This is a genomic window from Myxococcus eversor, assembly GCF_010894455.1.
Lineage (GTDB): Bacteria > Myxococcota > Myxococcia > Myxococcales > Myxococcaceae > Myxococcus > Myxococcus eversor.
Genome location: NZ_JAAIXY010000009.1, coordinates 261,044 through 286,400 on the forward strand (window position 1 = coordinate 261,044; position 25,357 = coordinate 286,400).

Sequence of the window (25,357 nt, forward strand, 5' to 3'; positions counted from 1 at the left end):
ATCGTCGGGCACCGGACGATTCCACCCCCGAAGGACGCTCCCTCGGTGAGAGGGAGACGGCAGGGGCTCACCGCAGGCCGAGTGCCGCGATGAGCACCTCCTCGCGCGCGACGACGGGCGAGCGGGGAAGGGCTTCCAATGAGAAGGCTCGCACCAGCGTGTCGAGTGTCCTGGGGCTCCCATCGCCCAGTCCGCTCCACGCGGCGAGCAGGCCGAGCACCCGCTCGGGAGCAAGTCCGCGTGCCCTCAACTCCGCGAGCGCGAAGGCACCCTCGCGCTTGGCGAGGCGCTTGCCGTCTTCTCCATGCACGAGCGGGACGTGGAGGAAGTCGGGCGCCCGCTCACCCAGTGCCGTGTAGAGCTGGAGCTGGCGGGGTGTGGACGACAGCAGGTCATCCCCGCGCAGCACGTGGGTGATGCCGGTGGCCGCGTCATCCACGACGACGGCGAGCTGATAGCTGGCGACTCCGTCATTGCGGCGCACCACGAAGTCGCCCACCACCGCGTCCACGTCCTGCGCGGAGGGCCCCATCAGCGCGTCGATGAAGCGCACCTCTCCAGGACGGGCGCGGAAGCGGTACGCGGGGGCTCGCGTCTTCGCGCGCTCGGCGCGTTGCGCCACGGTGAGGTGGGCGCAGGTGCCGGGGTAGCGAGGGCCCTCCTCGGAGAGTCCGTGAGGCGCGCTGGCGGCGCGGGCAATCTCGCCCCGGGTACAGAAGCACGGGTAGACGAGGCCTTCCTTCTCCAGCGTGGCGAGCGCCTCGCGATAGAGGTCGTCGCGCTGACTCTGGACCAGGGGTGTCTCGTCCCAGTCGAGGCCGAGCCAGCGCAGGTCCGCCATCAAGTCGTCCACGTACTGGGGCTTGCAGCGCGCGCGGTCCAGGTCCTCGATGCGAAGGAGGAAGCGGCCACCGGCGGCGCGGGCCTGGAGCCAGCCGAGCAGCGCGCTGCGGATGTTGCCCAGGTGCATGCGCCCGGTGGGGCTGGGAGCGAAGCGCCCGCGAAAGCCGCTCACGGTCGGACCAGCGGCTTGCGGATGGGGTCCACGGGCCTCCGGATGGGCGCGGGCGCGGCGGGCTTCACCGGCTCCGACGTGGGGACGGCGTACACGGTCTGCGCGGCGCGAGTGACACGCGAGGCACCCGGCGTGGGCGACAGGGGCACGGCTTCCGCCAGCCCCGCTTCCACGCCGCGAGAGGCGAGCTGCGCCGCGAGCGCACGCAGGGGCTCCCCGGCATCGAGCAGCTCCAGGTCCATCGCGAGGCGAGGCAGCCTGCGAGGCGTCGAATCGCCCGGGGCGAACACGAAGGCATCGAGCGCGAGCCCGGTGCCCGAGCGGGACAGGGTGCCGAATACGACGAGGTCCGCGCTCGCCTCGCGTCCCAGCGTCGCGGCGGCCTGGAGCGCGGAGGCGTCGAGTTGATTGCCGGAGAGGGCGAGGGCCAGCGAGGCCGAGGTGCCGGTGCCGGGGGGCTGAATCGTGGTGGTGACCTCGCGCTCGGAGACGGCCTCCACGATGCCGCCCACGGGCTCACCGGAGGGAAGGGTGGCGCGCCACAGGTGCGCGCCGGGTGGCACCTGCGTGACGCGCACGGGCGTGGTGCCGGCGGAGGCGCCATCGAGGAGGACCTCGAGGCCCTGGGGAAAGGACTCGAAGCGCAGGACGCCGCGAGGTTGGATGGCGTGGGCCGCGCGGACGCGCTCGACGGTGTGGGCGAAGAGGGGCGAGGTGGCGGCGAGGGGCAGCGAGCGACCCGGGGCCACGGCCAACGCGTGGGTGAGGGAGTCCACGGCTTCGTCATCGCGACCGACGGCGTAGCGCACGGCGGCGCGCAGGGCGTACGTGTCGGCGAGCGCGGAGCCATCCTGGAGGTGGGTGGCGTTCGCGGCGTAGGCGTCCAGGGCGCGGCCGAGGGCGGACTCCGCGCGGGTGAAGTCACGGGCCGCGCGCGCGGTGACGGCTTCCTGCACGGCGGCCTGGGCGGCGGTGAGTGCGTCCGCTTGCGCGTCGGGGACGGGGGCCACGGGGGGCTCCGCGAGAGCCAGTCCCGCCATGCCGTGGATTTCCGAGGCGAGTCGCGCGGCGAGTCGGGGACCGGCGCGCGCGGGCACGTCTCCGGAGACGGCCTGGAAGGGCAGCACGGCCACCTTCTTCCGAGGCGCGCGCTGGGGCGCGGCGATGGAAGAGGCACCCAGGAGGAGGCAGAGCAGGAGCGCGAGTCGCGTCATGGTCGGAGCGGCGAGGAGCCGACCGAATTCCTAGCACGGAGCCGAGAGCGGCGCTCCGCCCGGCCGTTGTGGGCCGGGGCCCGCGCTTTGTCGTGCTGCTGTCAGAACCGTCCGCTCATGGACCTCCTGCCTGTCAGCGGGCTCCCCGTGGTGGTGGTCGACTCCCCGCGGCTCCATGGGAAGGTGAGTGCGAGCGCGAGTCCCGCCAGTCCCACGATGCAGTAGATGAGGCGCGCGAGAGCGCTCGCCTGCCCCTGCGTGGCGCCACCGAAGATGGCGTTCACGAGGTTCCAGTTGAAGAAGCCAATCAGGCCCCAGTTGATGGCGCCGATGATGGCGAGCGCGGCCGTCACCTTCGCGAGTGTGGACCTGAGGCGGTCTCCGTCCTGTCGTTCCATGGCCTGTCTCCTCTTGTCGTCATGAGTTTGAGCCGAAGGTGCTCGGTGCCTCTCGGCGAGACCGGGGCCGTCGGTGTCCTTCGGTCTTCAATCTACGGAGCCCCTGGAGCGCTCGACACGATGGCCTGCTCGCCCTCGTGGTTCGCGGCGCTGCGGTCGAGGTGTCCCGCTCATGCTCACCGAGGCCGGGAGCGTTCCACCGACAGCACGACCTTCCGAGGGGCCCCGCTGAGTCCGCGACTGCGCACCGTCATTCATTGGGTGCCATGAACCAGGGTGATGCGATGGAACAGGATGCACGGAACAGGAAGGACCCCTCTCGTCACCGCGCCTTGAAGGTCGCGCTTGGCGTCGTGGTCATGGCGCTGGTGCTGGTCATCGGCGTGTTGGTGGCGAATCCTTCCTGGCTCGCGCAGCGGCTGCGCGGACAGGTGGAGACAGCCGCCACCCGGGCCCTTGGCCACAAGGTGACTCTCGAGAAGCTCGACGCCCAGTGGTTTCCCAAACCCGGCGCCACGATGACGAACTTCCGGGCCGAGGGCGAAGGCAACGAGCCGCCCTTCCTGGAGGCTTCACGCGCGACGGCCACCGTTCAGCTCTGGCCGCTCATCCGCAGCTTCGGCAAGGACGTCCGCGTGGGCTCGGTGAAGCTGGAGGAGCCCCGGGTGAACCTGGTCCGGCGCGCTGATGGGACCTGGAACTACCAGTCGGTCGGAAGTGCTCCGGCAACCCCCAGCACTGGCGATGGCAAGGAGTCCGGGACGGAGGCTTCCGTGGAGCGCCTTCGGATTGAGAACGGCGTCGTACAGGTGACGGACCAGCAGGCGGCGGGAGGCACGGCCGCGGTCGCGGTCCAGGACCTCGATGCGGACTTGAAGCACGTGGGACCAGGCCTGCCACTCGAGGGCACGCTGAAAGCAGCGGTGGCCGACTCGAAACAGAACGTGGAGATGGACCTCAAGGTCGACCCGCTGCCCGCCGGCATGCCCGTGCCCGGTGAGCCGTGGCCCAAGGTGACGATGAAGCTGCGCGCCAAGGACCTCTCGGTGAGCGCGGTGCGTGACTTCCTGCCGCCCTCGGCGACCGCCTACTTCACCGGAGGCCTGGTGGATGTCGACGCGGAGGTGACGACGAAGTTGCAGGGGCAGTACGCAGTCGTGGGCCATGGAGCGGCGAAGGGGCTGAAGCTCCGAGGTGACCCGGCGAGCGGCGCGTTCGATTTCAACTCGCTCATCGACCCCGAGCACCTGAAGGCCACGAAGGTGAACTTCACGCGCCTCTCACTCGCGGGGCCGGGTGTTGACCTGGGGGGAACGGCCTCGGTGCAGATGGCGCCTGCGCGTATCCGTTTCGCGCTGGAGGGGAAGGAGCTCGACCTGCAACATCTGCTCGGTGCACTGCCGCCCAGCGCGCCGAAGAAGGAGTCCACTTCCAAGGCGGCTGCTGCCAAGACCACCGCGCTGCCTGCCTCCATGCGTGCGCGGCTTGGAAAGGTGGATGTGGACGGGACGCTCAAGCTCGGGACGCTTCGTCACGGGAATCTCCAGGCGACGAACGTGGATGCGCAGGCGAAGTTGGACGAAGGGGTGCTGCTCATCGAGAAGGGTGGGGCGACGGTGTACGGCGGGCGCGCGGACCTCACGGGGACGAAGGTGGACCTCACGAAGTCGCAGCCCGCGTGGACGTTGAAGGCGAACCTGCAGGGCATGGACACCGCACAGGCCTTCCAGGCGTTGTCAGGACAGTCGTCGCTGCAAGGCCTCGCGAGTGGTGAGTTGCAGCTCAACGGCAGTGGTCTGGACTGGGCGCGGGTGCGCAACGGTGTCACGGGGAACGGGAGCGTGCGGCTGAGCAACGGGGTGCTCACGACGGCGGACCTTGGTGGGGCGGTGACGCCGGCCCTGACGAAGGGGCTCACGGCGCTGGGGCACAAGGGGGCGGCGGGGACGGTGCAGCAGGCGGGGAAGGGCACGCGGTTCAAGGACTTGAACGCGAAGTTCAGCGTCAAGGATGGATGGGTGTCATTCACGCAGCCCATGGCGTTCCAGTCGGACCTGGGCAACGGAACGTTGGATGGCCGGGTGGGGTTGGATCAGCGTTTGGAACTCAAGGGCACGGTTGAGGCGTCCAAGGAGTTCGTCTCGGGTCTCACGGGAGGCGCGGTTCCCATCAAGGCGCCGGTGTCCGTTCCGGTCACCATCACCGGGACACTGAAGGCGCCCAAGGTGAGCACGGGAGGCGCGGCGGATATCGCGAAGGGACTGTTGCCCGGGGTGTCGAAGGGCATCGAGAACCCCGTGAATCAGGCGCGCAAGAGCCTGGGCGACCTCTTGAAACGACCCGGCAAGAAGTAGGGGCAGAAGCCGCTTCCCCTCCATCCGCATCCAGGGAGAATGCCCGCACCCGGCCGGCCGTTGCCCGGGCGGGAGATTCGATGCGCTTCATCCACTGCTCCGACGTCCACATCACCGACGACTACTTCGCGCTGCCCCTGCGCCGGCTCGGCTGGCGTCGCTGGGTCGCCCTGGCGGAGCTCACCGTGGGTGGCCGCGCGAAGCGCTATGCCCGCGCGCCCCACGCCCTCTCCGCCATCGCCCGCGAGATGCAACGCCACACCGCCGACCACTTCATCCTCTCCGGCGACCTCACGGCCTACGCGCTCGACAGCGAGTTCCGCGGCGCCCGTGAAGCCCTGGGCTCCCTCGCGGACGACCCGCGCCGCTGCACCATCATCCCCGGCAACCACGACGTCTACACGCCGGGCAGCCACCGGAAGGGCCGCTTCGCGCACCACTTCGGCCACCTGCTGGAGAGCGACCTGCCGGAGTACCGCCGCGAAGGCGCCTTCCCCTTCGTGCGCCTCGTGGGCACCGAGGCCGCCGTGGTGGGCCTGCTGTCCGCCCGCGTCCCCCTCTCTCCGGGCCTGTCCTACGGCACCATCGGCGATGCCCAGCTCGCGGGACTCGAGGCCCTGCTGAAGGACCCCCGGCTGGACGGGCGCGCCGTGTTCGTCGTCGTCCACCACGCCCCGCTGACCCGCAAGGGAGAGGCGGACCATTGGCACCACGGCCTGCGTGACGCCCAGGCCCTGCTGCGCCTGCTCCCGGGTCCTCGCTACGCGGTGCTCCACGGCCACATCCACCACCGCTACCACCACCCCGCCACCGCCGAGCGCCCCCACATCTTCGGCGCCGGGTCCTCCACCGAGGCCGGCAACGAGGGTTACTGGCTCATCGAGGTGGCCGGGGGCCAGGTGGTCGGCGGCCAGCCCCAGACGCCAGCCCTGTGACAGCCAGCGCTCATGGCGGTAGAAAGCGCTCATGACGCATCCTGCTCACGCACCGCCGTCCACGGATTTGAGCCTGGAAGAGTACAAGGCCCTGCGCGCCCTTCAGCGCGCCGTGGATGACCTGCTGGAAGAGAGCCTCCGCGAGCGAGAGAACCTCGCCCAGTCCTTCCGCCGCTGCTTCCCGTCCATCCTCGCCCTCACCGGCGCCCGCGCCGTGGCGCTGACCACGCGCGACGAGGACCTGCGCGTGCAGACCTGGACCGAGGGCGACTGGGGCGAGGACTTCCCCGGCCCCCTGCTCGAAGGCGCCTCCGGGGCCCGACGCCTGGGAGGCGGCACGCTCGTCACCCAGCCGCTCGACGTCGCCGGAGACCGCGTGGGCTCCTTCGGGCTGCTCTTCGCGGGGGACCACACGTCACCGGACGCCTCCGCGCGGGCCCTGCGCGTGCTGGACACCATCGCCGAGCAGCTCGACACGGTGCTGTGCATGGTCCACACCGCGTCGGAGAAGCACCAGCTCATCATCCAGTGCAATGCCCACCTGGCCAACCCCGTGTTCGAGGTGGGCATGGACCAGGCCGTGCTGACGCTGGCCCAGCGCGTGCGCCTGCCGACCTTCCTCCTGCTGTACCGCGACGCCGTGCGCACCCAGGTGCTGCACTACCGCATGTACCGCCACGGCCACCTGGAGTTCGAGAGCGGAGAGCAGCCCAGCCCGGAGTTGGAGAAGGCCCTGCGCCAGTACGGCCACCGGCTCCTCGCCACCGAAGGCTCCGCGCTGCACCAACTGCTCCCCGGCCGCACCACGGAGGCGGTGCTCATCTCCGGCGCCGCCACCAGCGAGCCCCTGGGCAAAATCGCGGTCTCCTGCGACGAGGGCTTCTCCGCCTACGCCATGGACCTCATCCGCGTCCTGGCCTCCACGCTCAGCCAGCGCCTGCTCGACTACAACCGTGAGCGCATCCACCTGTCGCAGTTCTTCCCCAACGCCATCATCGACGCGCTGCTGCAGGACCCCAACTACGCCCAGCACCTGCGTGCGCAGGACCAGGAAGTCGGCATCCTCTTCGCGGACATCAACGGCTTCACCCGCATCTGCGAGCACGGCTTCGACAGCCCGCGCAGCATCGCCCGCTTCGTGGACGAGTGGAGCGCGCGCGCCGTGGACAGCATCTGGGAGCACGGCGGCGTGTTCGACAAGATGGTCGGCGACTGCGTCATCGGCCTCTTCGGTCCGCCCTTCTTCAAGTCCAGCCGCGTGGAGCGCGCGCAGGCCACCGTGCGCGCCGCGTGTGACATCCAGGCGCTCACCGCCGCGCTGGGCGCTCGCGAAGAGGTGGTTGCGCTGTGCGAGCGCGTGAAGCTGCCCGGCCTGGGCGTGGCCGTGGGCGTCAACCTGGCGAATGCCAACTGTGGCCTCTTCGGCCCCAACCGGCAGTACACCGCCTTCTCCAGTGGGATGAACCAGGCCGCGCGACTCCAGTCGCTGGCGGGCTTCCGGGAGACGCTGGTGATGGCGAGCGCGCGGGAGGCGTTGGTGGACTCGCGAGAGCCGTTCGTCCAGCGCCTGCGCTTCGGCGCGCTCACGGAGACGCCGGTGAAGAACGTGGCGCAGCCCTTGCGCCACTACCGCATGGACCCGCTCACGCCGTGAGGTGCGAGGCCGCGTAGCGCCGGGAGAAGTGGATCCACCGGCGCTCGTCCACCTCCACCTGCCACTCGGAGTTGGGCGTCAGCGGCAGCCGCTGCTTGAGGAAGCTCTCCAGGTGGTCTGCGGCCTTCACCGGCGTGAGGCCCGGCGCGCGGAACGCGATGTGGAGTGACACTTCCAGCCCGTCGGAGACGTCAACGGATGCGCAGATGCGCAACGCGCCCACGCGCCGCTGATAGAGCGTGTTCTGCCCGGGCCAGACGGCGGGTTCAGAATCCCGACGTACGGCCGCGAGCCAGTTGGACGGCTGGAGGATGAAGTCGAGCAGGTCGCTGCTCGCTTCTTCCGTCGTTGCGTGCTCCTGGATGGAAAGCATCGCCCACCTCCCCTGGGAAGCCGATGGAAAGAATGTGCCCACGGCCATGGAGCGTGCAAGAGGCCCCCCGCGGAAACCTCGCGGGTGTCATCCAGCGACACAAGCATGCGAAATCAGGTGTGGGGTCGGGACCGCGGTCGTCGACGGCGCACGTTAACGAGGGCGGCTGACATGCGCGCGCCCAACCCGTCCGCCGCTCACGGGCTGGTGGGAAGTGAACGGCGGGAACGTCGCTCCACGGCGGACTTGAGCTGACCGCAGCCCGCGTCGATGTCGATGCCCCGGCGTTGACGCACGGTGCTGGGGACACCGTGCGACATCAGCACGTCCTGGAAGGCGCGCACCGATGCGGGCTGGCTCGGGTCTCCGTCGTAGCCCACCGTCGGGTTGAGGGGGATGACGTTGACGTGCGCGTCCATGCCGCCCAACAGCGCGCCCAGCGTGTGCGCATGCTCCGACGTGTCGTTGCGTCCGGCGATGAGCGTCCACTCAAAGAAGATGCGGCGCTTGCGTCGGGCGATGTAGTAGCGGCACGCGTCCATCAGCTCAGCCAGCGGCCAGCGACGTCCGGCGGGCACCAGCGCGGCGCGCTCCGCGTCGGTGGCGCCATGGAGGCTGACGGCGAGCTGCACGGGCCGGTCCTCGTCCGCGAGCCGGCGGATGCCGGGCACCACGCCCACCGTGCTCAGCGTGATGAAGCGCGGCCCCATCGCCAGGCCCAGCGGGTCCACCAGGACATCCACCGCGGCCAGGGTGTTGTCGTAGTTGTGCAGCGGCTCGCCCATGCCCATGAGGACGACGTTGCGCAGCGACTCGCCGGTTTCGCGGAGGATGCGTTGCACGTGGAGGATTTGCCCCACGATTTCGCCGGGCGTGAGGTGGCGCGAAAGACCCATCTGTCCCGTGGCGCAGAAGACACAGCCCATGGCGCACCCCGCCTGGGTGCTGATGCACACCGTCGCACGTCCCTTGAAACGCATGAGGACGGTTTCAATCGTCTGGCCGTCCTCCAGGCGCAGCAGGAGCTTGTGGGTGTGGCCGTCGGAGCTGAAGGCCTCGTGGTGCGTGGCCAGGTGGCTCAACCGGGTGCGCTCACGCAGGGTGTCGCGCAAGTCGGAGCGCAGGCCCTCCACCTCGTCGAGCGCGCGCACCTGCTGGCGGTACAGCCCGGTCCACAAGACGTCGCGGTGGTGGGGTCGGAAGCCCCAGTCGGACAACAGCGCGCCCAGCGCGGGCCGCGTCAAGTCGTAGAGGTTGGTGGGCGTGTCGGACGGCATGGCCAGGGCTCCAGATAACACACCCGGGCCGGTGTCACCCGGGGGCGAGGGCCACGGCGGGACTCCCACCCGGTATGCATGGCGTACGGCCCGGCAAGCCCCCGGTGGGAGCTGACGGTGCGGGCGACCGTGCACACCTTCTCCGGCCATGGGGCTCGCGATTGAGCAGGAGGAATTTCTTCCGGAGGACTACGCCCGGTTCTCGCAGCGGCTCGCGGAGAACCTGGAGGCGCTGCGCGCGCTCCTGGCTCGGCCGGGCTTCGGAGAAGGACCGACGACGATTGGGGCGGAGCTGGAGCTGTTCCTCGTCGACTCGATGGGCTTTCCGTTGCCGGTGAACCAGCGGGTGCTGGCGAACACGGAGGACCCGCGCGTGACGTTGGAGGTGGACCGCTTCAACCTGGAGGTGAACCTGCGCCCGGGTCCGCTGGCGGGGCGGCCCTTCACCGCGCTCCAGGCGGAGTTCGAGGACTCGCTGCGAGAGGTGCGGCGCGCGGCGGCGACGCAGGGCGCGCGGGTGGCGGCCATCGGCATCCTGCCCACGCTGCGGGTGGCGGACCTGGGCCCCCACGCGCTCACCGCGCAGACGCGCTACCACGCGTTGAATGCGGCCATCCGTCAACGGCGCACGGCCCCCTTCCAGGTGGCCATCAACGGGGAAGAGGAGGCGCTGAAGCTCGCGTGGGAAGACGTGACGCTGGAGGGGGCGAACACGTCGCTCCAGTTTCATCTGCGCGTGGCGCCGAAGGACTTCGCGCGCCTCTACAACGCCGCGCAGCTCGCCACCGCGCCCGTGCTGGCCGTCTCCGGGAACTCGCCGCTGTTCCTGGGGCGCAAGCTCTGGGACGAGACGCGGGTGGCGCTGTTCCGTCAGGCGATGGATGACCGGGGCGAGCCGGGCGAGGGCGGCTTCCAACCCCATGCGCGCGTGACGTTCGGCCACGGGTGGGCCCGCGAGGGTGCGTACGAGCTGTTCGCGGAGGCGGTGGCGCTGCACCCGCCGCTGTTGCCGGTGGTGGGCACGGAGTCCGCGCTGGAGCGCGTGGCGGAGGGTGGCGTGCCTGGGTTGGAGGAGCTGCGCCTGCATCAGGGCACCGTGTGGTCCTGGAATCGCGCCGTCTATGACCCGAAGGACGAAGGCCACCTGCGCATCGAGCTGCGCGCGTTGCCCGCGGGCCCCACCGTCGTGGACATGGCGGCCAACGGCGCCTTCCTGTTGGGGCTGACGCTCGGGCTGGCCGAGCGAATGGACGCGCTCCTGCCGGCGCTGCCCTTCGCGCATGCGGCCGGGAACTTCATCCGCGCATCGCGACGGGGACTGGACGCGGAGCTGCTGTGGCCGGGCGAGTCCGCGCCGAGCCCGCGCGTCGTGCCCGTGGTGGATCTGCTGCGCCAGCTCATCCCGGTGGCGCGGCGAGGGCTCCTGTCGGCGGGAGTGGAGGCCGACGAGGTGGACCGGATGCTGGGCATCATCGCCCGGCGCGTGGAGCTGCGGTGCACGGGCGCGCGCTGGCAGCGACAGATGTTGACCCGCCTGGAGGCGCAGATGCCTCGCCAGGATGCGCTGGCGGCGATGCTGGAGCGATACATGGAACACGCTGCTTCAGGGCTGCCCGTGCACGAGTGGCCCGCGGAGTGAGGGTTGGCGCATGAGACCCGCCGGGCAGGCGTCCGGAGGGTTGTGCGTTGCGAGGAGGCTGGTCTCGGGTTGAATATCAGCCCGCCCGGCGCGTCAGCGGCCGAGCACCCCGCCTCCGCGCTCATGCTCCGACTCCTCCCGTCGCTGTTGCTGCTCGTCGTCTTCGGTAGTGCCTGCTCCACCCTGCGCGGTCGCGCCGACGAGCTGGCTCGCAACGGCCAGTTCGTCGAGGCCGCCGCCATCTACGACGAACTGGTCACCAAAAGCCCCTTCGAGAAGGACCTCGTCAACGAGCGCGACGGCCTGCGCGGCAAGGCGCTGGGACAGCTGCTGGGCAACGCCCGGCGCTATCGGCTGGAGGGCATCGACGAGAAGGCCGAGGACGACCTCCTGCGCTTCCTGGACCGTCGCGCGCAGTGGAACTCCAAGCTGAACGGCGGTCTGGAGAGCTCGCTGCTGGAGGAGATGGAGGGCACGCACAAGCACCTGCGCCTCGCCATCAGCACGCCCGCGAAACAGGGGCTCGCGCTGAGCGCGGAGGAGACGCTCGCGCGCAAGCGCCCGCTGCTCGCGCACAAGGAGATGGTCGTCATCCATCGCGAGATGGAGTCCGTGGTGCTCCAGAGCGGCAAGGAGGGCTGCCAGAGACTGCGAGACGTGCCCTCGGAGGACGCGCCCCACTGGCGCGAACTGGTGTCGCGCTACTGCCGTCACTGGCGCGAGTTCGCCCCCGAGCCGCCCCCGGCCCCCGAGCTCACCGCGTCACCGACGTGGACGGGCCATGTGCAGGGCCTGGACGCCGCGCGCATGGACCTTCTGCGCACCCGGCTCACGCACGCCTTCGAGGCCTCGCCCTGGTTCTCTCCCGCCGCGCGCTCCCACCCGGAGCTGTCGCTCGCCGGCCGCTTCGCCACGCTCCGCGACAGCCGCTCCGTCGAGCTGACCGCCCCCTACTACGAGAAGGTCCCCTACACCGACCACGAGGAGCGCAAGGAGACGATTGAGGAGCCCTACGACACGGAGGAGGAGTACACGGACAAGGACGGCAAGAAGCAGACGCGCAAGGTGACCAAGGTGCGCACGTACACACGCGACTTCACCGTCGAAGTGACGCGCTACAGGGACGTAGCTCGCACCTTCGAGTTTCACGCGCTGCGTCTCTCGGTGGAACACCAGCTCACCTTGTCATCCACGGGCGTACTGGATGTCCGGCGTGGGCCGATGTCGGCGGTACTCCAGGACCACCTCTCCGAGTCCGCCTACGAGCACGACGTCTCCTTCGGCCCCGGCGACGTGTCCCCCAGCCGCGCGAACTTCACCTCGCCCGAGTCCTGGCTCGAAGCACGCGTGGAACAGATGAGCGCGCGCTTCGCCCAGTCACTCCAGGACCACTGGCGCGAGTCCTACTGCACCACGCCCGCACGCACATTGGATGAGGCCGCCCGCTGTGCGCGTGCCGGCCTCGCGCTCCCTACTCCGGCATACCAGGTTCTTTCCGAAGTCCTCGGGGACGACGCAGCGCGTGTGCCGTCCTTGTTCGTGACGCGGTGACGCGGTGCAGGAGCGGCGCGTCATGTACTCAGCGGGTCAATCGCGACTGAGTTGAGACCGGGTGGATTGTTCCCGCCTTCTGACGTGAAATACCCGTGAGTGCGGGTCAGACTGGTTTGTCACTATTCGTACTCAGCAGCGGAAATTTCACACAGAGGACCGTATGCATCCGAATGAAAGCCGAAGCCTCGCTCGTCGTAGGACGCTCGTGATGTGGATGGCTTCTTCCCTGGCGCTGGCCGCGTGCGGAGCCCCGGAGCTGGAGGAGGCCGCTTCCCCGCAGGACGCTGTCGTCGTGCAGCAGTCCGGCGCCCTGGAGACGGAAGAGCTCGTCGCGGATCGCCGCATCATCGTCTACCTCACCGGCAGCCAGTCGCTGTACTCGGTGCAGGATGGCAAGGCGACGCTGGTGGCCAAGCGCAGCGGCGCGCCGTCGGTGTCTCCGGATGGCCGCGAGGTCGTCTACGCGAAGCTGCCGGACTCGTGGGACGTGGGTGACGCGGTGACGCGCACCGAGCTGCACGTCTACAACGTGAAGAACGGCAAGGACGACCAGCTGACGTCGGGCCATGACGACCAGGACCCGTCGTGGACGCCGGACGGCAAGCGCATCCTGTTCCAGTCGAAGAAGCGCTCGGGGCTGACTTCGTTCTGGAGCGTGAAGGGCAACGGCAAGGACCTGGACCAGGTCACGAACGCGGGCTGCACCAAGGCCAATGACCCGGCCTTCGTACCCACGCCCGCGAGCAGCACCGGCGTGCAGTGGGCGCCGAATGAGCGCCGCATCATCGTCTACTTCACGTCCCAGACGAGCGACAGCGAAGTCCGCGTGATGAGCTTCAACCAGAACCTCGGTGTCGCGTCCGCCTACAGCCTGGGCAAGGGCACCCATCCCCGGTGGACCGAGCGTGGCACCGTCATCTTCACGCGCAAGGTGAACGGCCGCGACGTCCAGGTCGAAGTGAGCGTGCAGTAGAGTTTCAAGGCGCGGCGCGAGCTGGGCGCGTCGCGGGCAGGGCTGACTCCGCTGGGGAGTCAGGCAGTCGGCTTCGATGAGGTTGAATGGCCGCGCGCGGGGAGGAGGGGCAACGGAGGCCCTCGCTCGCCGCGGCAAACCTCACTCGGGGGCTTCTTCAGCCCTCGTCCTCGGCGCCTCGACGCAACCCCAGCATCTTGCGCAGCTCCCGTGCGGACTGGCGGCTGATCTCCACCGCGTGTCCCCGAGCCGTGCGCGCCAGGTACCCACCCGTCTCCAATGGCTCCAGCCGCGCGACATGGCGCAGGTTGAGCAGCGCCCTGCGGTGCACGCGGTGGAACAACTCCTCGGGCAGCTTCTCCGCCAGCTCGTTGAGGGTGAAGTCGGTGAGGAACTCGCCCTGCGTGGTGAACACCGTCACCAGCTCGTCGTCGAGCGATGCGTGGGAAATCGTCTCCGGGTCCACCAGGACGATGCCCTGCCGCGTGGGGATGGGCAGCCGTGGCAGCGCGCGCGGTGGCGGCGCGGCCTTCTCCGGAGACGGTGTGGTGTCGCGCGGGCGGGCATCGGCCTCCAGTCGCGCGCGGGTGCGCTCCAGGGCCTTCTGCAGTCGCGCGGGCTCCACGGGCTTGAGCACGTAGTCCACGGCGCCGTGCTCGAAGGCCTCCACGGCGTGCTCGGCGTGCGCGGTACACAGCACCACGCGCGGGCGTCCCTCGGGCAGGAGGGCCAGCGCGTCCAGTCCGCTGAGGCCGGGCATGTGGATGTCCAGCAGCACCACGTCCACGCCGCCCGCGCGCACCGCGGCGAGCACGGCCTCTCCATCCGCCGCCTCGCCGCACACCTCCACGTCGGGCAGGGCGCCCAAGAGGCGCGACAGCCGCTTGCGGGCGAGCAGCTCGTCATCCGCGATGAGGACTCGCAGTGGTGGGCTCATGTGACGACTCCATGCAGGGGGCCCGAGCGGGGCAGGGTGACGGTGACGCGGGTGCGGCCTTTTTCACTGCTCAACGCCAGGTGCGCACGGTCGCCATAGGCGAGGGCCAGGCGGCGCTCCACGGTGGGCAGGCCCGCGCTGCCTTCGCGAGGGCCCTTGGACGCTCCGGGGTTCTCAATCGCCACCTCCACGTCCTGCTCGTGGACGCGGACGCCCAGCGAGAGCAGGCCCCGGTGGCCCGCGGCCGGGCCGTGCTTCACCGCGTTCTCCGCCAGCGGCAGCAGCACGAGCGGCGGCACCTGCACGTTCTCCGCGCCCGTGGACACGTCCAGCGTGAGCTGGAACAGCTCCGGGTCTCTCAGGAGGTGCAGGTCGAAGAGGGTGCGCATCAGCGCCAGCTCTTCCGACAGGGGCCACGTGGCCTTGCGCACGCCGGCGAGCACCGAGCGCAGCATGGTGGACAGCCGCAGCACGGCGGCCTCGGCCACGGCGCCGTCCTCGCGGCACCACTCGGCGATGGCGTTGAGCGTGTTGAAGAGGAAGTGCGGGTCCAGGTGGCTGCGCAGCGCGAGCAGTTGCGCCTGCTCCGCCTCCAGCGCGAAGCGGGCCGCTCGGGCGCGCTCCTTCGCGAGTGACTCCTCGAAGCCGATGTCCCGCCCCAGCCCCCAGCCGCCCACCAGGAACAGCGCGTTGCACACGATGAGGTTGGTGGGCTGCGTCAGGAAGGTGGGCCCCATGCCCAGGAGCTTCGGCAGCACGAAGCCGGAGGTGAGCACCACGCCGCTGCCCACGGTGCCGTACATCAGCACGCGCACTCCGCCGTGGCTCAAGTCCAGGCCGCCCGGGAAGAGGATGCGGTAGGAGACGGGGGCCACGCCCACGAAGAGCAGGCACATCAGCACGCCCAGGTGGGGCGCGAGCGGCTCGTGGCTGAAACTCGTCTGCGCGGCGACCAGGGGCGCGGACACCAGGAGGATGGGCACGAGCCTGCGGGGCTCCGCGAGGGCCCGCAGCGTGGCGCGGACGATGGACCCTTCAGGCTTCTCCGACATGCTCCAGAGGGAGCCTACACCCTTGGACCGCTCACTGCGCGGGCTGCTCCTCCACCTCCAACTCGAAGGCATCGACGAGGATGCTGCCCGCCAGGACGACGGGAAAGAGGAGGATGGCCGCGAGGACGAGGAGGGGCGTGGGCAGGGTGAGCATTGCGGGCTCCGGAGTCTGGGCAGCATGCCTGCCCAGTCTGACGTGGCCTCGGGCTCGCGCTGTCCCCTCCACCCTGGACGGTCGTTTCCCCGACTCGAGCAGTCGCCCTCAGGGCCCCGCCGCCACGAGTGCGTCCGCGAGCTGGAGCCCGTTGCGGATGCAGTCGTTGAGCCCCACGCCCTTGTAGGCGTTGCCCGTCAGGTGCAGCCCGGGCCAGCGGGCGAGCCCCTGGTCCACGGCGGCCATCCGCTCCAGGTGTCCCACCGTGTACTGGGGGATGCCCCGGGGCCAGCGGTACACCTGCGTGAGCGACGGCTTCGCGGTGACACCCGCGAGCGCCTCCAGCTCCTCGCGCGCCAGGGCCACCAGCGCGGGCTCGTCCAGGCCCACCAGGTCCGGCCGCTTCGCGCCGCCCACCATGCAGGTGTACAGCACGCGGCCCGCCTCCACGCGGAAGGGGAACACGGTGGAGGCGTGGATGGCGCCGAGCAGCCGCCGCCCCTCGGTCGGAGGAACGAGGAAGCCGAAGCCGTCCGGCGCGGGCGTCGTCGCCGCATCGAAGCCCAGGTGCACCACGGCAATCGGCGCGTACTCGATGCCGCCAACGCGCGCCGCCAGCTCCACGTCCAGCGGCTGCAACAACCCCTTCGTCACGTATGCGGGCGCCGCGAGCACCACCTGGCTCGCGTCCAGCTCCGCGCGCCGTCCCTGCTCACTCACCGCCAGCCGCCAGCCGCCGTCCACGCGCGTCAGCCCCTCCACCGTGGCGCCCACGCGAACCGCGTCCCCTAGAGAGGCACCCAGCGTGTCGATGAGCGTCCCCAGGCCGCCCTCGAACGTGCTCAGCGCGCCGCTCAACTTCGGCGTCGAGCCCGGGGGCAGGGCCTTGCGCTGGGCGCGCCGCGCTTGAATGGCGCCGAGGATGAGGCTGCGGTGCTCCCGCTCCAGCTTCACGAGCTGGGGGAAGGTGGCGCCCACGCTCAGCCGCTCCACGTCTCCGGCGAAGATGCCCGTCTGCACCGCGTCCAGCAGCACCCGCGTCGCCGTGCGGCCCAGGTGCCTGCGGCCGAAGTCCGCCAGGGACTCGTCCACGCCCGCCGCCGCGCGACCGCTGAACAGCTCTCCGATGACACGCAGCTTCGCGCCTGGCGGGAGGATGTCCGAGCCGAGGAACGCGGGCGGGGATGCGGGCACGGAGCGCAGCCGGCCCCGCGTATAGACATACCGTCGCTTCGCCGCGGGGTCCGCCACTCGAATCCTGTCTTCCAGGTTCAGCGCGGATGCCAGTTCTCGCGTGGCGGGCTCACGGTCCAGGAAGCTGTTGGGGCCTGTCTCCAGGAGGAAGCCTTGTTGCGCACGGGTACTCACCGCCCCGCCGAGCCGGGAAGATGTCTCCAGGACAACGGCATCCCTACCGCGTGAGCACAATCTCCAGGCGACGACCAGACCTGAAATCCCACCTCCTACGACGGCGACAGTCATCGGTTGTCCCTCCTGAATCAAATTTTCCGGTGACCAGCGTGCACTCAGTAACCGTCGACGTTGCGTGTTTTGCCAAGGACAAGCATTCGGCGCGTTAATGCAGGGTATGCGCTACGTCATCACCGGAGCGAGCAGGGGCATTGGTTTCGAGTTCGTCCACCAGCTCCTCGAGCGCGGCGACATCGTCGACGCCGGGGTGCGCACCGAGGAGGGACTTCAGCGGCTGGAGCCTTTGAAGCATGGCAGTGCGGGGCGACTGCGCATCCACGCGCTCGACGTGGCGGAGGAGAAGAGCGTCAGGGCCTTCGCCTCGGCGGTGAGTGGAGAGCCGGTGGACGTGCTCATCAACAACGCGGGAGTCCCGGGGCTGTGGTGCGCCCTGACGGATGTGGACTACGCGGACGCGGTGCGCACGTTCGCCGTCAACGCGCTGGGCCCGCTGCGGGTGACGAGCGCGCTGTTGCCCGCACTGCTTCGCGGGGTCGCTCGCAAGGTGGCGCACGTCACCTCGCGCATGGGCTCGCTGGCCGCGAACAACGAGGGCGGCGCGTATGCCTATCGGATGTCCAAGGTCGCGCTGAACATGGGCGTGCGCAACCTGTCCAATGACTTGCGTGGCCAGGGCATCGTCTCCGTGTTGCTCCACCCGGGTTGGGTGCAGACGGACATGGGCGGGCCGGACGCGCCGCTGCCACCGGGCGACTCGGTGCGCGGCATGCTCAACATCATCGACGGGCTGCGCGCGGAGCACAGTGGTCGCTTCTTCGACTACCAGGGCGAAGAGGTGCCCTGGTAGCGGCGCGCGGGACGCGTCACGGATACAGCATCTGCGCCTGCCAGCCATCCGGCCCGCGCAGATACAGGTGTCGGTCGTGCAGGCGGCTGGTGCGCGAGTGCCAGAACTCGATGCGGTCCGGCACCACGCGGAAGCCGGACCAGTGCGGAGGCCGGGGCACGTCGCCCCCGGCGTAGCGCTGTTCGACTTCCTCCACGCGCGTCTCCAACTCGTCGCGCGAGCCCAGGCGCTGGCTCTGGAGGCTGGCCCACGCGCCCACCTGGCTGCCGCGCGCTCGGCTCTTGAAGTACGCGTCCGCCTCCTCGTCGGAGACGACCTCCACGCGGCCCTCCACGCGAACCTGCTCCTCCAGCGGCTGCCAGTAGAAGCACAGCGCGGCGAAGGGATGGGCGAGCAGCTCGCGGCCCTTGCGGCTCTCGTGGTTGGTGAAGAACACGAAGCCGCGCGAATCGAAGTCCTTGAGCAGCACGACGCGCGCGCTGGGGCGACCGTCGGGGCCCACGGTGGCCACCACCACCGCGTTGGGGTCCACCGGGATGGCCTTCTTGGCGCGCTCGAAGAGGTCCGAGAACCGCTGGATGGGGTCGGGAGGTATCAGCACGGGCGCAACATAAGGGACAGGAAAAGGGCGCGCACGTTCGCGGTTGACTCATCCCGTGCAACCGTCATCGTTGTCACATGAAGATTCTCTTCATCTCCTCGGAGGTGGCGCCGTTCTCCAAGACGGGAGGGCTGGGGGACGTGGCGGGGGCGCTGCCCGTCGCGCTCGCCGCCCTGGGCCATGACGTCAAGGTCGTCACCCCGCGTTACCGCGACTTGCGGGACGCAGGGCGGCTGTCGCCCACGGGGCAGTCGCTCCAGCTTCGCTTCCCCTTTGGAGAGCAGGGCGGCCCCATCCTCTCCGCGTGGGTGTCGGAGCGGCTGGAGGTCCTCTTCCTGGAGAACGAGTACTTCTTCGGCAACCGCCAGGGCCTGTACGGCGATGCGTTGGGCGAGTTCGGCGACAACCCCCGGCGCTTCGCCTATCTGTCCGTGGGCGCGCTCCAGGCCGCCCAGCGGGTGGGTTTCGCGCCGGACATCATCCACGCGAACGACTGGCAGACGGGGCTCGTCCCGGTGGCGCTGCGCCGAGGCTTCCAGGCCACCGCGCTGGGCCGCGCCAAGAGCGTGTTCACCATCCACAACCTCGCGTACCAGGGCCAGTTCCCCAAGGACGCGATGGCGGACCTCGGCTTGCCGTGGGACCTGTTCACCTCCGAGGGAGGGCTGGAGTTCTACGACACGGTCAACCTGCTCAAGGGGGGCCTGGTCTTCGCCGACGCGCTCACCACGGTGTCGCCCACGTACGCGCGTGAAATCCAGACGCCCGAGCAGGGCTACGGCCTGGACGGCCTCCTGCGCCGCCGCGCCCACCGGCTGCACGGCATCCTCAACGGCGTGGACACCGACGAGTGGAACCCGGCCACGGACCCGTTCCTCCCCGCGCGCTTCACGCCCCGGGAGCTGGAGGGCAAGGCGGTGTGCAAGCGCGAGTTGCTCCAGCGCTTCGGGCTGCCGGCGGGCGACGCGCCGGTGTTCGCCATCGTCAGCCGGCTGGCGTGGCAGAAGGGCATGGACCTGCTCCTGGAGGCGCTGCCCTCCGCGCTCCAGGCGGATATCCGCTTCGTGGGCGTGGGCAGCGGCGAGGGCCCGCTGGAGGAGGGGATGCGCGCGTTGCAGGCCCGTTACCCGAAACAGGTCTCCGTGCACCTGGGGTTCGACCCGGCGCTGTCACATCTGGTGGAGGCGGGGGCGGACTTCTTCCTCATGCCCAGCCGGTATGAGCCGTGCGGCCTGAATCAGATGTACTCCCTGCGTTACGGGACGGTGCCCATCGTCCGGGCCACCGGCGGGCTGGTGGATACGGTGGAGGGAGGGCTGGACGGCAACGGAATCCTCTTCGAGGCCTTCCACCGGGCCGCCCTCCTGGCCGCCTTCCGCCGGGCCCTCTCCCTCTACGCGGACCCGCCCCGACTCGCGGATTTCAGGCGACGGGGCATGGAGAAGGACTTTTCCTGGGACGCGTCCGCCACCCGGTACGAGAGCCTGTATTCAGGTCTCGTGGCTGAATAATGGGTGCGGATAGAAAATCGCAGTAGGCTTGTGCCGTGGCGGAAGCTCCGGACCTGGGTGGTTATGAGGTAGTCGGCCGGTTGGCTGTCGGCGGCATGGCGGAGGTGTACCAGGCGAGAGCCCGGTCCACGACGCAGAGGTCGCCCGGCGAGCCAGACGAAGTCGTCATCAAACGACTGCATCCGTCGTTTCGCAGCGACACGGCCTATGTGAAGGCCTTCGTCGACGAGGCGAAGCTGACGGTGCGCTTGAGACATGCGCACATCGTCCGGACGTTCCGCCTGTTCAAGGCGGGGCCGGACTACCTGATGGTGCAGGAGCTCGTGAGTGGCCGGACGCTCGGCTACATGCAGGAGCTGTTGCTCAAGGCCGGCGCGGCGATGCCGCCCGAGTCCGCCTGCTACATCGCCTGGTGCATGCTCAAGGCGCTCGACTACATCCATCGGGCGAAGGTGGGGGAGAACGGCGCCACCATCGTCCACCGCGACGTGAATCCGGCCAACGTGCTGCTGGGCATCAACGGAGACGTGAAGGTGACGGACTTCGGCGTGGCGGAAGTGGAAGGGATGATGCGCGGTGACGCGGGGGCGCTGCGCGGCACGCTGCCGTACATGAGCCCCGAGCAGGTGCTGGGGCAGGCGGTGGATTCGCGCACGGACCTGTACGCGGTGGGCGTCATCCTGTGGGAGTTGTTCGCCAGCCGGCGGCTGCACACCGGGGACAACGAGTCGGACCTGATGCACCGGGTGCGCGACGGGCGGGTGCCGCTCTTGTCGTCGGTGACGTCGGACCTGCCGGACTACGCGGTGCAGGTGGTGCGCAAGGCGCTGTTCGCGGACCGGGTGCGGCGCTTCCAGACGGCGGCGGAGTTCATCAAGGCGCTGGAGGCGCTGTCCCGTCGAGCGGGTTGGCCCCTCACGGTGGAGGCACTCCAGCCCCTGCTGGGCGGCTGATGCGCGCGCGTCGCGAGCTGTTGACGGTGTTGATGGGTGCCGCCCTGGTGGGCTCCGGGTGCCTGGGCGCGGTGCCCTTCCAGCCGCGCGCGTATGACGACGCGGTGCGGGTCGAGTCGCTGAGCGTGGACTTCCATGCGGACGGCTCGGGCGTGCTCGACGTGGGGCTTCAGGTGAAGAACCCGTCGTCGGACGCGGCCACGCTCACGTCGGTGGACTTCGAGCTGTGGGTGGACGGACGGCGAGTCGCCGCGGGGCAGCAGCATGTAGACGCGGCGCTGCCTCCCGATGGGAATGCTCCGCTGCGCGTGCTCTTCCCGCTGGCCGCCGAGCGCGTCACCGCCGTCACCGGAGATGCGGCGGTGCCGGTGCGCGTGCGCGGTGGCGTGGTGCTGCGCTTCGGGCGCACGGAGCGGCGCGCGCCCTTCCGGGTGCAGGGCTCGCAGAAGCTGACGCATGTGCCGCCGCTCGACAGCGCGGGCGACTGAAGCGCGCGGGCCGTGCCGCTCAGGACTTGGCGGCCGAGGACTCCGCGCGAGTCTCCTTGGCGCGGGGCTCCTTGCCGGGCGTGGCGCTCTTGAGCCGGGACATGCGCACGCGGTCGATGCGGGCGCCTTCCTTGTTGGACACGACGAACTGCCAGCCGTTGTACGTGAAGCGCTCGCCCACGTCGGGCAGGTGTCCCGCCAGCGATGACAGGTAGCCGCCCAGCGTGTCGAAGTCGCCCTCGGGCAGCGGGAAGCCGAAGGCCTGGGTGAAGCGGTCCACCTCCATGGCGGCGTCCACCATGAAGCTGCCGTCGGCCATCTTCTCCACCTGCTTCTCCTCCACCTCGAACTCGTCGCCGATGTCGCCGACGATTTCGCGCAGGATGTCCTCCAGCGTGACGATTCCCATGAAGCCGCCGTACTCGTCGACGACGATGGCCATGTGAATCTTGCGCTTCTGCATGTCGCGCAGCAGGTCGCCGATGGGCTTCATCCACGGCACGAAGTGCGCCGGGCGGATGATGTCCTGCAGGACGATGAGCTCCGGGTGCTGGAGCAGCGGGATGATGTCGCGCGCGTGCAACACACCGATGATGTGGTCCACGTCGTCCCGGTACACGGGGATGCGCGAGTGGTTCTCCTCGGCCAGGAGTCGCAGCAGGTCCTCGGAGGAGATGGTGCTGTCCACCGTGACGACTTCCGTGCGCGGCACCATGACGTCACGGCAGCGCTTGTCGGACAGCTCGAAGATGGAGCGGATGAGCTGCGGGGCGCTCTTGTCGACCTCGTTCTTCGCCGCCTGCGCGGCCAGGAGCTTCTCCAACTCCTCCAGCGGCGGAGGCGGGGGCTCGAAGCGCAGCGTGCGGCCGAACGTGCGCGCCACCAGGTTGAGCACCCCCAGCACGAAGCGCATGGGCGGATACAGCACCGTCACCAGCAGCGACACGACGCCGGACAACCGCATCGCCCAACGCTCCGGGTTGGCGTTGGCGAGCCCGCGCATGGTGACTTCCATGAGGCTGGCCAGCACGCCGACGAACAGCGCGCCCGCGGCGACGGTGGCCACCGGCAACCAGGCGGCCTCACCGTAGCGCGTCAAATCCAGCATGCGCGGCGGGACGAAGGCGCCGATGGCCGCGGCGAGGAAGCCGCTCAGCAGCGTGCCCAGGCGCAGCGCGGTGGCGGTGGCCTCGCGCTCCGTCTTGTGGCGCAGGACGCGGCGGCTCGACGCGCCGGGATGCTGCTCCGCCAACTCCTGGGCGCGCAGGTCGGAGGTTCCGTAAAGCGCGGACTCCGCCGCGGCGACCAGAGACCTGACGAAGCACAGCGCCAGGCAGGCGACCCAGAGGGCCCAGGTAGGCATAGAGGCCCGTTCTTAACCCGTGCTAAGGGTCCGTTCCACCCCGCTGGAGCCCCGATGCCCGCTCGCGTGTATTCCCTTGGAGCACTCCTGGCCCTCCTCGTGCCCGCCGTCGCTGGCGCGTGGCCGGTGGACATGGTCCTCCCGCTGGAGGCGGGCAAGGAGCGCTTCCAGAAGCTGGCGGCCGTGGAATGGGTGGAGGTGGAGGACGCCTCCATCGCCAGCGCGGAGGTGCTCCCGGGCACCAACGAACTGTTGCTCACCGGTCAGAAGGAAGGGCGCACGCTCCTCCTCCTGTTCGCGGAGGGGCGCTTCGCGGTGTGGCGCCTCACGGTGGGAAATCCGCCCGCGGAGGACGTGGCGCCCAAGCTGGCCTCCGCGCGCAAGGCGTGTCCGGACCTGAAGGCCACGCAGGGCGCGGAGCGCTCGCTCACGGCCACGGTGAAGGACGCCGCGTGTCGCGCCGCGCTGCTGGAGGTGCTGCGCACGGACGCTTACGTGGCGCGGGAGTTGGAGCTGACCTTCGACGTGCCGGCGCTCCAGGAGCAGCTCGCCTCGGTCGTCTCGGCGCTCCAGCCGCTGGGGTTGGAGGCGAGCTACAGCGGCGCGGGCCTGGTGGTGACGGGCACCGCGAGCCGCGAGGACTGGCGCCGCTCACTGTGGGAGCTGTTCCGCCGCTCCGTGGGCCGCGTGCCGCTGGAGGACCGGGTGGAGCTGAAGGCCCCGGAACCTCCCGCCGCCGTGCCGGACGCGGGCCCCGCCGTCCAGGTGGAGCCGCCGGTGGAGGTGGAGATCCTCTCTCCGCCTCCGAAGAAGGCGCCGCGCAAGAAGCGCGGAGGCTAGGGCGTCGTCTCGCGCAGGATGAGGAGTCCGCGCGACGTGTCCACCGTGTAGATGAAGCCATCGCCCGGCACTCGGATGCCGATGGCGCCGTCGTAGAAGCTCTCGCCTCGTCCCGCGTCGTCCGGCCGGAAGGTGTTGTAGTGGGCCATCTCGCGCGGGCTCTCCGGGGTGGAGACGTCCAGCACGCGCACGCCCTCGTGGTACCAGGCGACGTAGAGCTTCGTCCCGGACAGCACCATGTTGTGGATGGAGACGTAGTCGCGCATCCGGTGCTCGCCGATGAGCTTCACCGAGGCCGGGTCCGTCACGTCGAGCACGCGCAGGTGCGCGCCCCAGTCCTCGCCCCCCTCGAAGGCGATGAGCCGCTCGCCATAGCGCGCGACGGCGTTGGCGTGGCTGGTGGAGTGCGCGTAGCGGTAGGAGCCGAGCTGCCGGGGTGTCCCGCTCGGGTTCAGCTCGCCGATGACGTAGCCGGCGCGCCAGAAGTTGACGTAGAGCCGCCCCTCGAAGACGAACATGTCGTGCGGCCCGTAGGAACTCGCGGCGTCGAAGCCCGCGGCCTGGAAGGCGCCCGTCAGCTCCGGAGACAAAGGCTGGGTGACGTCGTAGACGAGCACCTCTCCAGTGGGCGCGGGCGACGCGGCGAACAGCGTGTTCTCGTACACGAACACGGTGTGCACGTTGGTGCGGGTGCCCGTGGAGAACACCTCCACGGGGTGAGCGGGGTCGGTCAGGTCGAAGACGATGACGCCGCGCACGCCGCTGGCCACGTAGAGCGCGTTGCCATGGGCCCAGACGCCGTTCCAGTACGTGTCATTGGTGCGCTGGATGTGCTCCGTCAGCACGGGCTGGCTCGGATTGCTCACGTCGTAGACGAAGAGGCCGCCGCCGAGCGCGACGACGTAGGCGTGTCCATGCGCGATGTACACGTCGACGGGCAGGCCGGGTGCCACGGCCGTCTCGGACACCCGCTCCATGCCGGAGGACTCCGGCTCGTCCACGCGGGCGGTGACCTTCACCGCGTCGAAGGTGCCCTCACCCTCCACGCGTCCGTTGAGACATTCCACGTAGCAGCCTTGCAACCGGTCGGTCTCGGGCGACTGGCAGCCAAGGAACGAGCGGCGACGGACGCCATTCGTTCCTTCCGTGCGAGAGCCCGAGATGTAGACGTTGCCGCCCGCGCCCACCTGTCGCGCGTCCAGCGTCAGGCCTCCGGCGTACTGGGTGCCGGTGGAGGCCAGCCGCATGGACTGGGACGAGAAGCTGTAGGTGTTTCCGTAGCGCGGGTTCCTCGCGCGGACGTGCAGGGTGTAGACGCCCTCCAGTTCCAGCGTCGCGAGCTCTCCGGGTCTACAGCCGCTCGTGCCGAAGCTGGTCACGCTTCCGCAGGTATTGGAGGCCGTGTCGACCGTGCACGCCGCGAAGGCGCCCGTGTCCTTCCAGTCGCCCTCGTCCGCCCCGCCCGAGGGCTCCGGAGTCGGTGGTGGCTTGTCGTCGCTGCAGGCCGTCAGGGCCAGGGTCACCGCGGCCAGCATCAACAGGGCACGCATGGAGCTCATCCTGAGGAGAGTGGGGTGTGTCCGCGTCGGTGGGACGCCGACGTGTTCATATCGCGACGGCGGGCTCTTCGCCTGTCGTGTGCGCGGAGCACGTGTCCGCGTGGGAAGGGTCGACGCCGGGGACGTTTCAGGGTGTGCCGTGAGGAGGCCGGCATGAGGTATGACGGCGCGAAGTATCCGGACCGGCCGTGACGTGCGGGTGCGTCATGTCGCCGGGGTCTTCTGGAGGAGCCGA

Annotated in this window: 23 protein-coding genes; 11 read left to right on the forward strand and 12 right to left on the reverse strand. The window is 69.9% G+C overall.

Features of this window, described 5'->3' with window-relative positions; genetic code table 11:
• Nucleotides 1-67: 67 nt before the first annotated feature.
• From gluQRS to G4D83_RS20355, 3 genes are all read right to left on the reverse strand, one after another.
• The gene (gluQRS, locus tag G4D83_RS20345) at nucleotides 68-1,015 is read right to left on the reverse strand and encodes a tRNA glutamyl-Q(34) synthetase GluQRS (RefSeq protein WP_163866451.1); all 948 of its coding nucleotides are present in this window, start codon (nucleotides 1,013-1,015) and stop codon (nucleotides 68-70) included.
• Nucleotides 1,012-2,229, reverse strand: a complete 1,218-nt coding sequence (locus tag G4D83_RS20350) for a PEGA domain-containing protein (protein WP_240356440.1) — start codon at nucleotides 2,227-2,229, stop codon at nucleotides 1,012-1,014. The genes gluQRS and G4D83_RS20350 overlap by 4 nt, the downstream gene beginning before the upstream one ends.
• Before the next feature lie 101 nt (nucleotides 2,230-2,330).
• Nucleotides 2,331-2,627 (reverse strand): DUF378 domain-containing protein, encoded by a 297-nt coding sequence (locus G4D83_RS20355; RefSeq protein ID WP_163866452.1) that lies wholly within the window; start codon nucleotides 2,625-2,627, stop codon nucleotides 2,331-2,333.
• A gap of 284 nt (nucleotides 2,628-2,911) precedes the next feature.
• On the opposite strand from G4D83_RS20355, the gene G4D83_RS20360 reads away from it, so the two are divergent.
• From G4D83_RS20360 to G4D83_RS20370, 3 genes are all read left to right on the forward strand, one after another.
• Nucleotides 2,912-4,981, forward strand: a complete 2,070-nt coding sequence (locus tag G4D83_RS20360) for an AsmA family protein (RefSeq protein WP_163866575.1) — start codon at nucleotides 2,912-2,914, stop codon at nucleotides 4,979-4,981.
• An 80-nt stretch (nucleotides 4,982-5,061) separates the two neighbouring features.
• The gene (locus tag G4D83_RS20365) at nucleotides 5,062-5,916 is read left to right on the forward strand and encodes a metallophosphoesterase family protein (RefSeq protein ID WP_163866453.1); all 855 of its coding nucleotides are present in this window, start codon (nucleotides 5,062-5,064) and stop codon (nucleotides 5,914-5,916) included.
• 31 nt (nucleotides 5,917-5,947) lie between these two features.
• Entirely contained in the window at nucleotides 5,948-7,570 is a 1,623-nt protein-coding gene (locus G4D83_RS20370; RefSeq protein WP_163866454.1) for an adenylate/guanylate cyclase domain-containing protein, read from the forward strand.
• Here the strand turns inward: G4D83_RS20370 and G4D83_RS20375 are convergent.
• Together G4D83_RS20375 and rlmN are read right to left on the reverse strand one after the other, a co-directional pair.
• Entirely contained in the window at nucleotides 7,560-7,943 is a 384-nt protein-coding gene (locus tag G4D83_RS20375) for a hypothetical protein (RefSeq protein WP_163866455.1), read from the reverse strand. The genes G4D83_RS20370 and G4D83_RS20375 overlap by 11 nt on opposite strands.
• Nucleotides 7,944-8,140: 197 nt before the next feature.
• Nucleotides 8,141-9,220 carry a dual-specificity RNA methyltransferase RlmN gene (gene rlmN, locus G4D83_RS20380; RefSeq protein WP_163866456.1) on the reverse strand — a complete coding sequence of 360 codons (1,080 nt, stop codon included), beginning with the start codon at nucleotides 9,218-9,220 and terminating at the stop codon, nucleotides 8,141-8,143.
• Between the two features lie 148 nt (nucleotides 9,221-9,368).
• Between rlmN and G4D83_RS20385 the strand changes: the two genes are divergently transcribed.
• From G4D83_RS20385 to G4D83_RS20395, 3 genes are all read left to right on the forward strand, one after another.
• Nucleotides 9,369-10,859, forward strand: a complete 1,491-nt coding sequence (locus G4D83_RS20385; protein WP_163866457.1) for a glutamate-cysteine ligase family protein — start codon at nucleotides 9,369-9,371, stop codon at nucleotides 10,857-10,859.
• 69 nt (nucleotides 10,860-10,928) lie between these two features.
• The gene (locus tag G4D83_RS20390) at nucleotides 10,929-12,410 is read left to right on the forward strand and encodes a hypothetical protein (protein WP_240356442.1); all 1,482 of its coding nucleotides are present in this window, start codon (nucleotides 10,929-10,931) and stop codon (nucleotides 12,408-12,410) included.
• A gap of 217 nt (nucleotides 12,411-12,627) precedes the next feature.
• Complete coding sequence (locus G4D83_RS20395; protein ID WP_240356443.1) at nucleotides 12,628-13,386, forward strand: TolB family protein; 759 nt, start codon at nucleotides 12,628-12,630, stop codon at nucleotides 13,384-13,386.
• 157 nt (nucleotides 13,387-13,543) lie between these two features.
• On the opposite strand, the gene G4D83_RS20400 is transcribed toward G4D83_RS20395, so the two are convergent.
• From G4D83_RS20400 to hemG, 4 genes are all read right to left on the reverse strand, one after another.
• On the reverse strand, nucleotides 13,544-14,323 hold the full coding sequence (locus tag G4D83_RS20400; protein WP_163866459.1) for a LytR/AlgR family response regulator transcription factor: 780 nt from the start codon (nucleotides 14,321-14,323) through the stop codon (nucleotides 13,544-13,546).
• Nucleotides 14,320-15,375 (reverse strand): sensor histidine kinase, encoded by a 1,056-nt coding sequence (locus G4D83_RS20405; protein WP_163866460.1) that lies wholly within the window; start codon nucleotides 15,373-15,375, stop codon nucleotides 14,320-14,322. Before G4D83_RS20405 ends, G4D83_RS20400 begins: the two co-directional genes overlap by 4 nt.
• A 31-nt stretch (nucleotides 15,376-15,406) precedes the next feature.
• Nucleotides 15,407-15,529, reverse strand: a complete 123-nt coding sequence (locus G4D83_RS46870; protein WP_275902380.1) for a hypothetical protein — start codon at nucleotides 15,527-15,529, stop codon at nucleotides 15,407-15,409.
• A 108-nt stretch (nucleotides 15,530-15,637) separates the two neighbouring features.
• Nucleotides 15,638-17,011, reverse strand: a complete 1,374-nt coding sequence (hemG, locus tag G4D83_RS20410) for a protoporphyrinogen oxidase (protein ID WP_163866461.1) — start codon at nucleotides 17,009-17,011, stop codon at nucleotides 15,638-15,640.
• Between the two features lie 106 nt (nucleotides 17,012-17,117).
• Between hemG and G4D83_RS20415 the strand changes: the two genes are divergently transcribed.
• Nucleotides 17,118-17,807 carry an SDR family oxidoreductase gene (locus G4D83_RS20415; RefSeq protein ID WP_163866462.1) on the forward strand — a complete coding sequence of 230 codons (690 nt, stop codon included), beginning with the start codon at nucleotides 17,118-17,120 and terminating at the stop codon, nucleotides 17,805-17,807.
• Between the two features lie 16 nt (nucleotides 17,808-17,823).
• Here the strand turns inward: G4D83_RS20415 and pdxH are convergent, their stop codons facing one another.
• Nucleotides 17,824-18,408 (reverse strand): pyridoxamine 5'-phosphate oxidase, encoded by a 585-nt coding sequence (pdxH, locus tag G4D83_RS20420; protein ID WP_163866463.1) that lies wholly within the window; start codon nucleotides 18,406-18,408, stop codon nucleotides 17,824-17,826.
• Between the two features lie 77 nt (nucleotides 18,409-18,485).
• Here pdxH and glgA point away from each other — a divergent pair, with 77 nt between their 5' ends.
• The 3 genes from glgA to G4D83_RS20435 are packed head-to-tail and all read left to right on the forward strand — an operon-like array spanning nucleotide 18,486 to nucleotide 21,360.
• On the forward strand, nucleotides 18,486-19,919 hold the full coding sequence (gene glgA, locus G4D83_RS20425; RefSeq protein WP_163866464.1) for a glycogen synthase GlgA: 1,434 nt from the start codon (nucleotides 18,486-18,488) through the stop codon (nucleotides 19,917-19,919).
• Between the two features lie 35 nt (nucleotides 19,920-19,954).
• On the forward strand, nucleotides 19,955-20,872 hold the full coding sequence (locus tag G4D83_RS20430) for a serine/threonine protein kinase (protein ID WP_163866465.1): 918 nt from the start codon (nucleotides 19,955-19,957) through the stop codon (nucleotides 20,870-20,872).
• Complete coding sequence (locus tag G4D83_RS20435; RefSeq protein WP_163866466.1) at nucleotides 20,872-21,360, forward strand: LEA type 2 family protein; 489 nt, start codon at nucleotides 20,872-20,874, stop codon at nucleotides 21,358-21,360. The genes G4D83_RS20430 and G4D83_RS20435 overlap by 1 nt, the downstream gene beginning before the upstream one ends.
• 19 nt (nucleotides 21,361-21,379) lie before the next feature.
• On the opposite strand, the gene G4D83_RS20440 is transcribed toward G4D83_RS20435, so the two are convergent.
• On the reverse strand, nucleotides 21,380-22,723 hold the full coding sequence (locus G4D83_RS20440) for a hemolysin family protein (protein ID WP_163866467.1): 1,344 nt from the start codon (nucleotides 22,721-22,723) through the stop codon (nucleotides 21,380-21,382).
• A 54-nt stretch (nucleotides 22,724-22,777) separates the two neighbouring features.
• Between G4D83_RS20440 and G4D83_RS20445 the strand changes: the two genes are divergently transcribed.
• Nucleotides 22,778-23,563 (forward strand): pilus assembly protein N-terminal domain-containing protein, encoded by a 786-nt coding sequence (locus G4D83_RS20445; protein ID WP_163866468.1) that lies wholly within the window; start codon nucleotides 22,778-22,780, stop codon nucleotides 23,561-23,563.
• Here the strand turns inward: G4D83_RS20445 and G4D83_RS20450 are convergent.
• On the reverse strand, nucleotides 23,560-25,113 hold the full coding sequence (locus tag G4D83_RS20450) for an LVIVD repeat-containing protein (protein WP_240356444.1): 1,554 nt from the start codon (nucleotides 25,111-25,113) through the stop codon (nucleotides 23,560-23,562). The two genes, G4D83_RS20445 and G4D83_RS20450, sit on opposite strands and share 4 nt — an antisense overlap.
• Between the last annotated feature and the right edge of the window lie 244 nt (nucleotides 25,114-25,357).

What these genes read in the sequence shown, in the direction of transcription:
- G4D83_RS20350 (WP_240356440.1), bottom strand. Translation starts at nt 2,229, where the DNA reads ATGACGCGACTCGCGCTCCTGCTCTGCCTCCTCCTGGGTGCCTCTTCC.
- G4D83_RS20355 (WP_163866452.1), bottom strand. Translation starts at nt 2,627, where the DNA reads ATGGAACGACAGGACGGAGACCGCCTCAGGTCCACACTCGCGAAGGTG.
- G4D83_RS20360 (WP_163866575.1), top strand. Translation starts at nt 2,912, where the DNA reads ATGGAACAGGATGCACGGAACAGGAAGGACCCCTCTCGTCACCGCGCC.
- G4D83_RS20365 (WP_163866453.1), top strand. Translation starts at nt 5,062, where the DNA reads ATGCGCTTCATCCACTGCTCCGACGTCCACATCACCGACGACTACTTC.
- G4D83_RS20370 (WP_163866454.1), top strand. Translation starts at nt 5,948, where the DNA reads ATGACGCATCCTGCTCACGCACCGCCGTCCACGGATTTGAGCCTGGAA.
- G4D83_RS20375 (WP_163866455.1), bottom strand. Translation starts at nt 7,943, where the DNA reads ATGCTTTCCATCCAGGAGCACGCAACGACGGAAGAAGCGAGCAGCGAC.
- rlmN (WP_163866456.1), bottom strand. Translation starts at nt 9,220, where the DNA reads ATGCCGTCCGACACGCCCACCAACCTCTACGACTTGACGCGGCCCGCG.
- G4D83_RS20385 (WP_163866457.1), top strand. Translation starts at nt 9,369, where the DNA reads ATGGGGCTCGCGATTGAGCAGGAGGAATTTCTTCCGGAGGACTACGCC.
- G4D83_RS20395 (WP_240356443.1), top strand. Translation starts at nt 12,628, where the DNA reads ATGGCTTCTTCCCTGGCGCTGGCCGCGTGCGGAGCCCCGGAGCTGGAG.
- G4D83_RS20400 (WP_163866459.1), bottom strand. Translation starts at nt 14,323, where the DNA reads ATGAGCCCACCACTGCGAGTCCTCATCGCGGATGACGAGCTGCTCGCC.
- G4D83_RS20405 (WP_163866460.1), bottom strand. Translation starts at nt 15,375, where the DNA reads ATGTCGGAGAAGCCTGAAGGGTCCATCGTCCGCGCCACGCTGCGGGCC.
- G4D83_RS46870 (WP_275902380.1), bottom strand. Translation starts at nt 15,529, where the DNA reads ATGCTCACCCTGCCCACGCCCCTCCTCGTCCTCGCGGCCATCCTCCTC.
- hemG (WP_163866461.1), bottom strand. Translation starts at nt 17,011, where the DNA reads ATGACTGTCGCCGTCGTAGGAGGTGGGATTTCAGGTCTGGTCGTCGCC.
- G4D83_RS20415 (WP_163866462.1), top strand. Translation starts at nt 17,118, where the DNA reads ATGCGCTACGTCATCACCGGAGCGAGCAGGGGCATTGGTTTCGAGTTC.
- glgA (WP_163866464.1), top strand. Translation starts at nt 18,486, where the DNA reads ATGAAGATTCTCTTCATCTCCTCGGAGGTGGCGCCGTTCTCCAAGACG.
- G4D83_RS20435 (WP_163866466.1), top strand. Translation starts at nt 20,872, where the DNA reads ATGCGCGCGCGTCGCGAGCTGTTGACGGTGTTGATGGGTGCCGCCCTG.
- G4D83_RS20440 (WP_163866467.1), bottom strand. Translation starts at nt 22,723, where the DNA reads ATGCCTACCTGGGCCCTCTGGGTCGCCTGCCTGGCGCTGTGCTTCGTC.
- G4D83_RS20445 (WP_163866468.1), top strand. Translation starts at nt 22,778, where the DNA reads ATGCCCGCTCGCGTGTATTCCCTTGGAGCACTCCTGGCCCTCCTCGTG.
- G4D83_RS20450 (WP_240356444.1), bottom strand. Translation starts at nt 25,113, where the DNA reads ATGCGTGCCCTGTTGATGCTGGCCGCGGTGACCCTGGCCCTGACGGCC.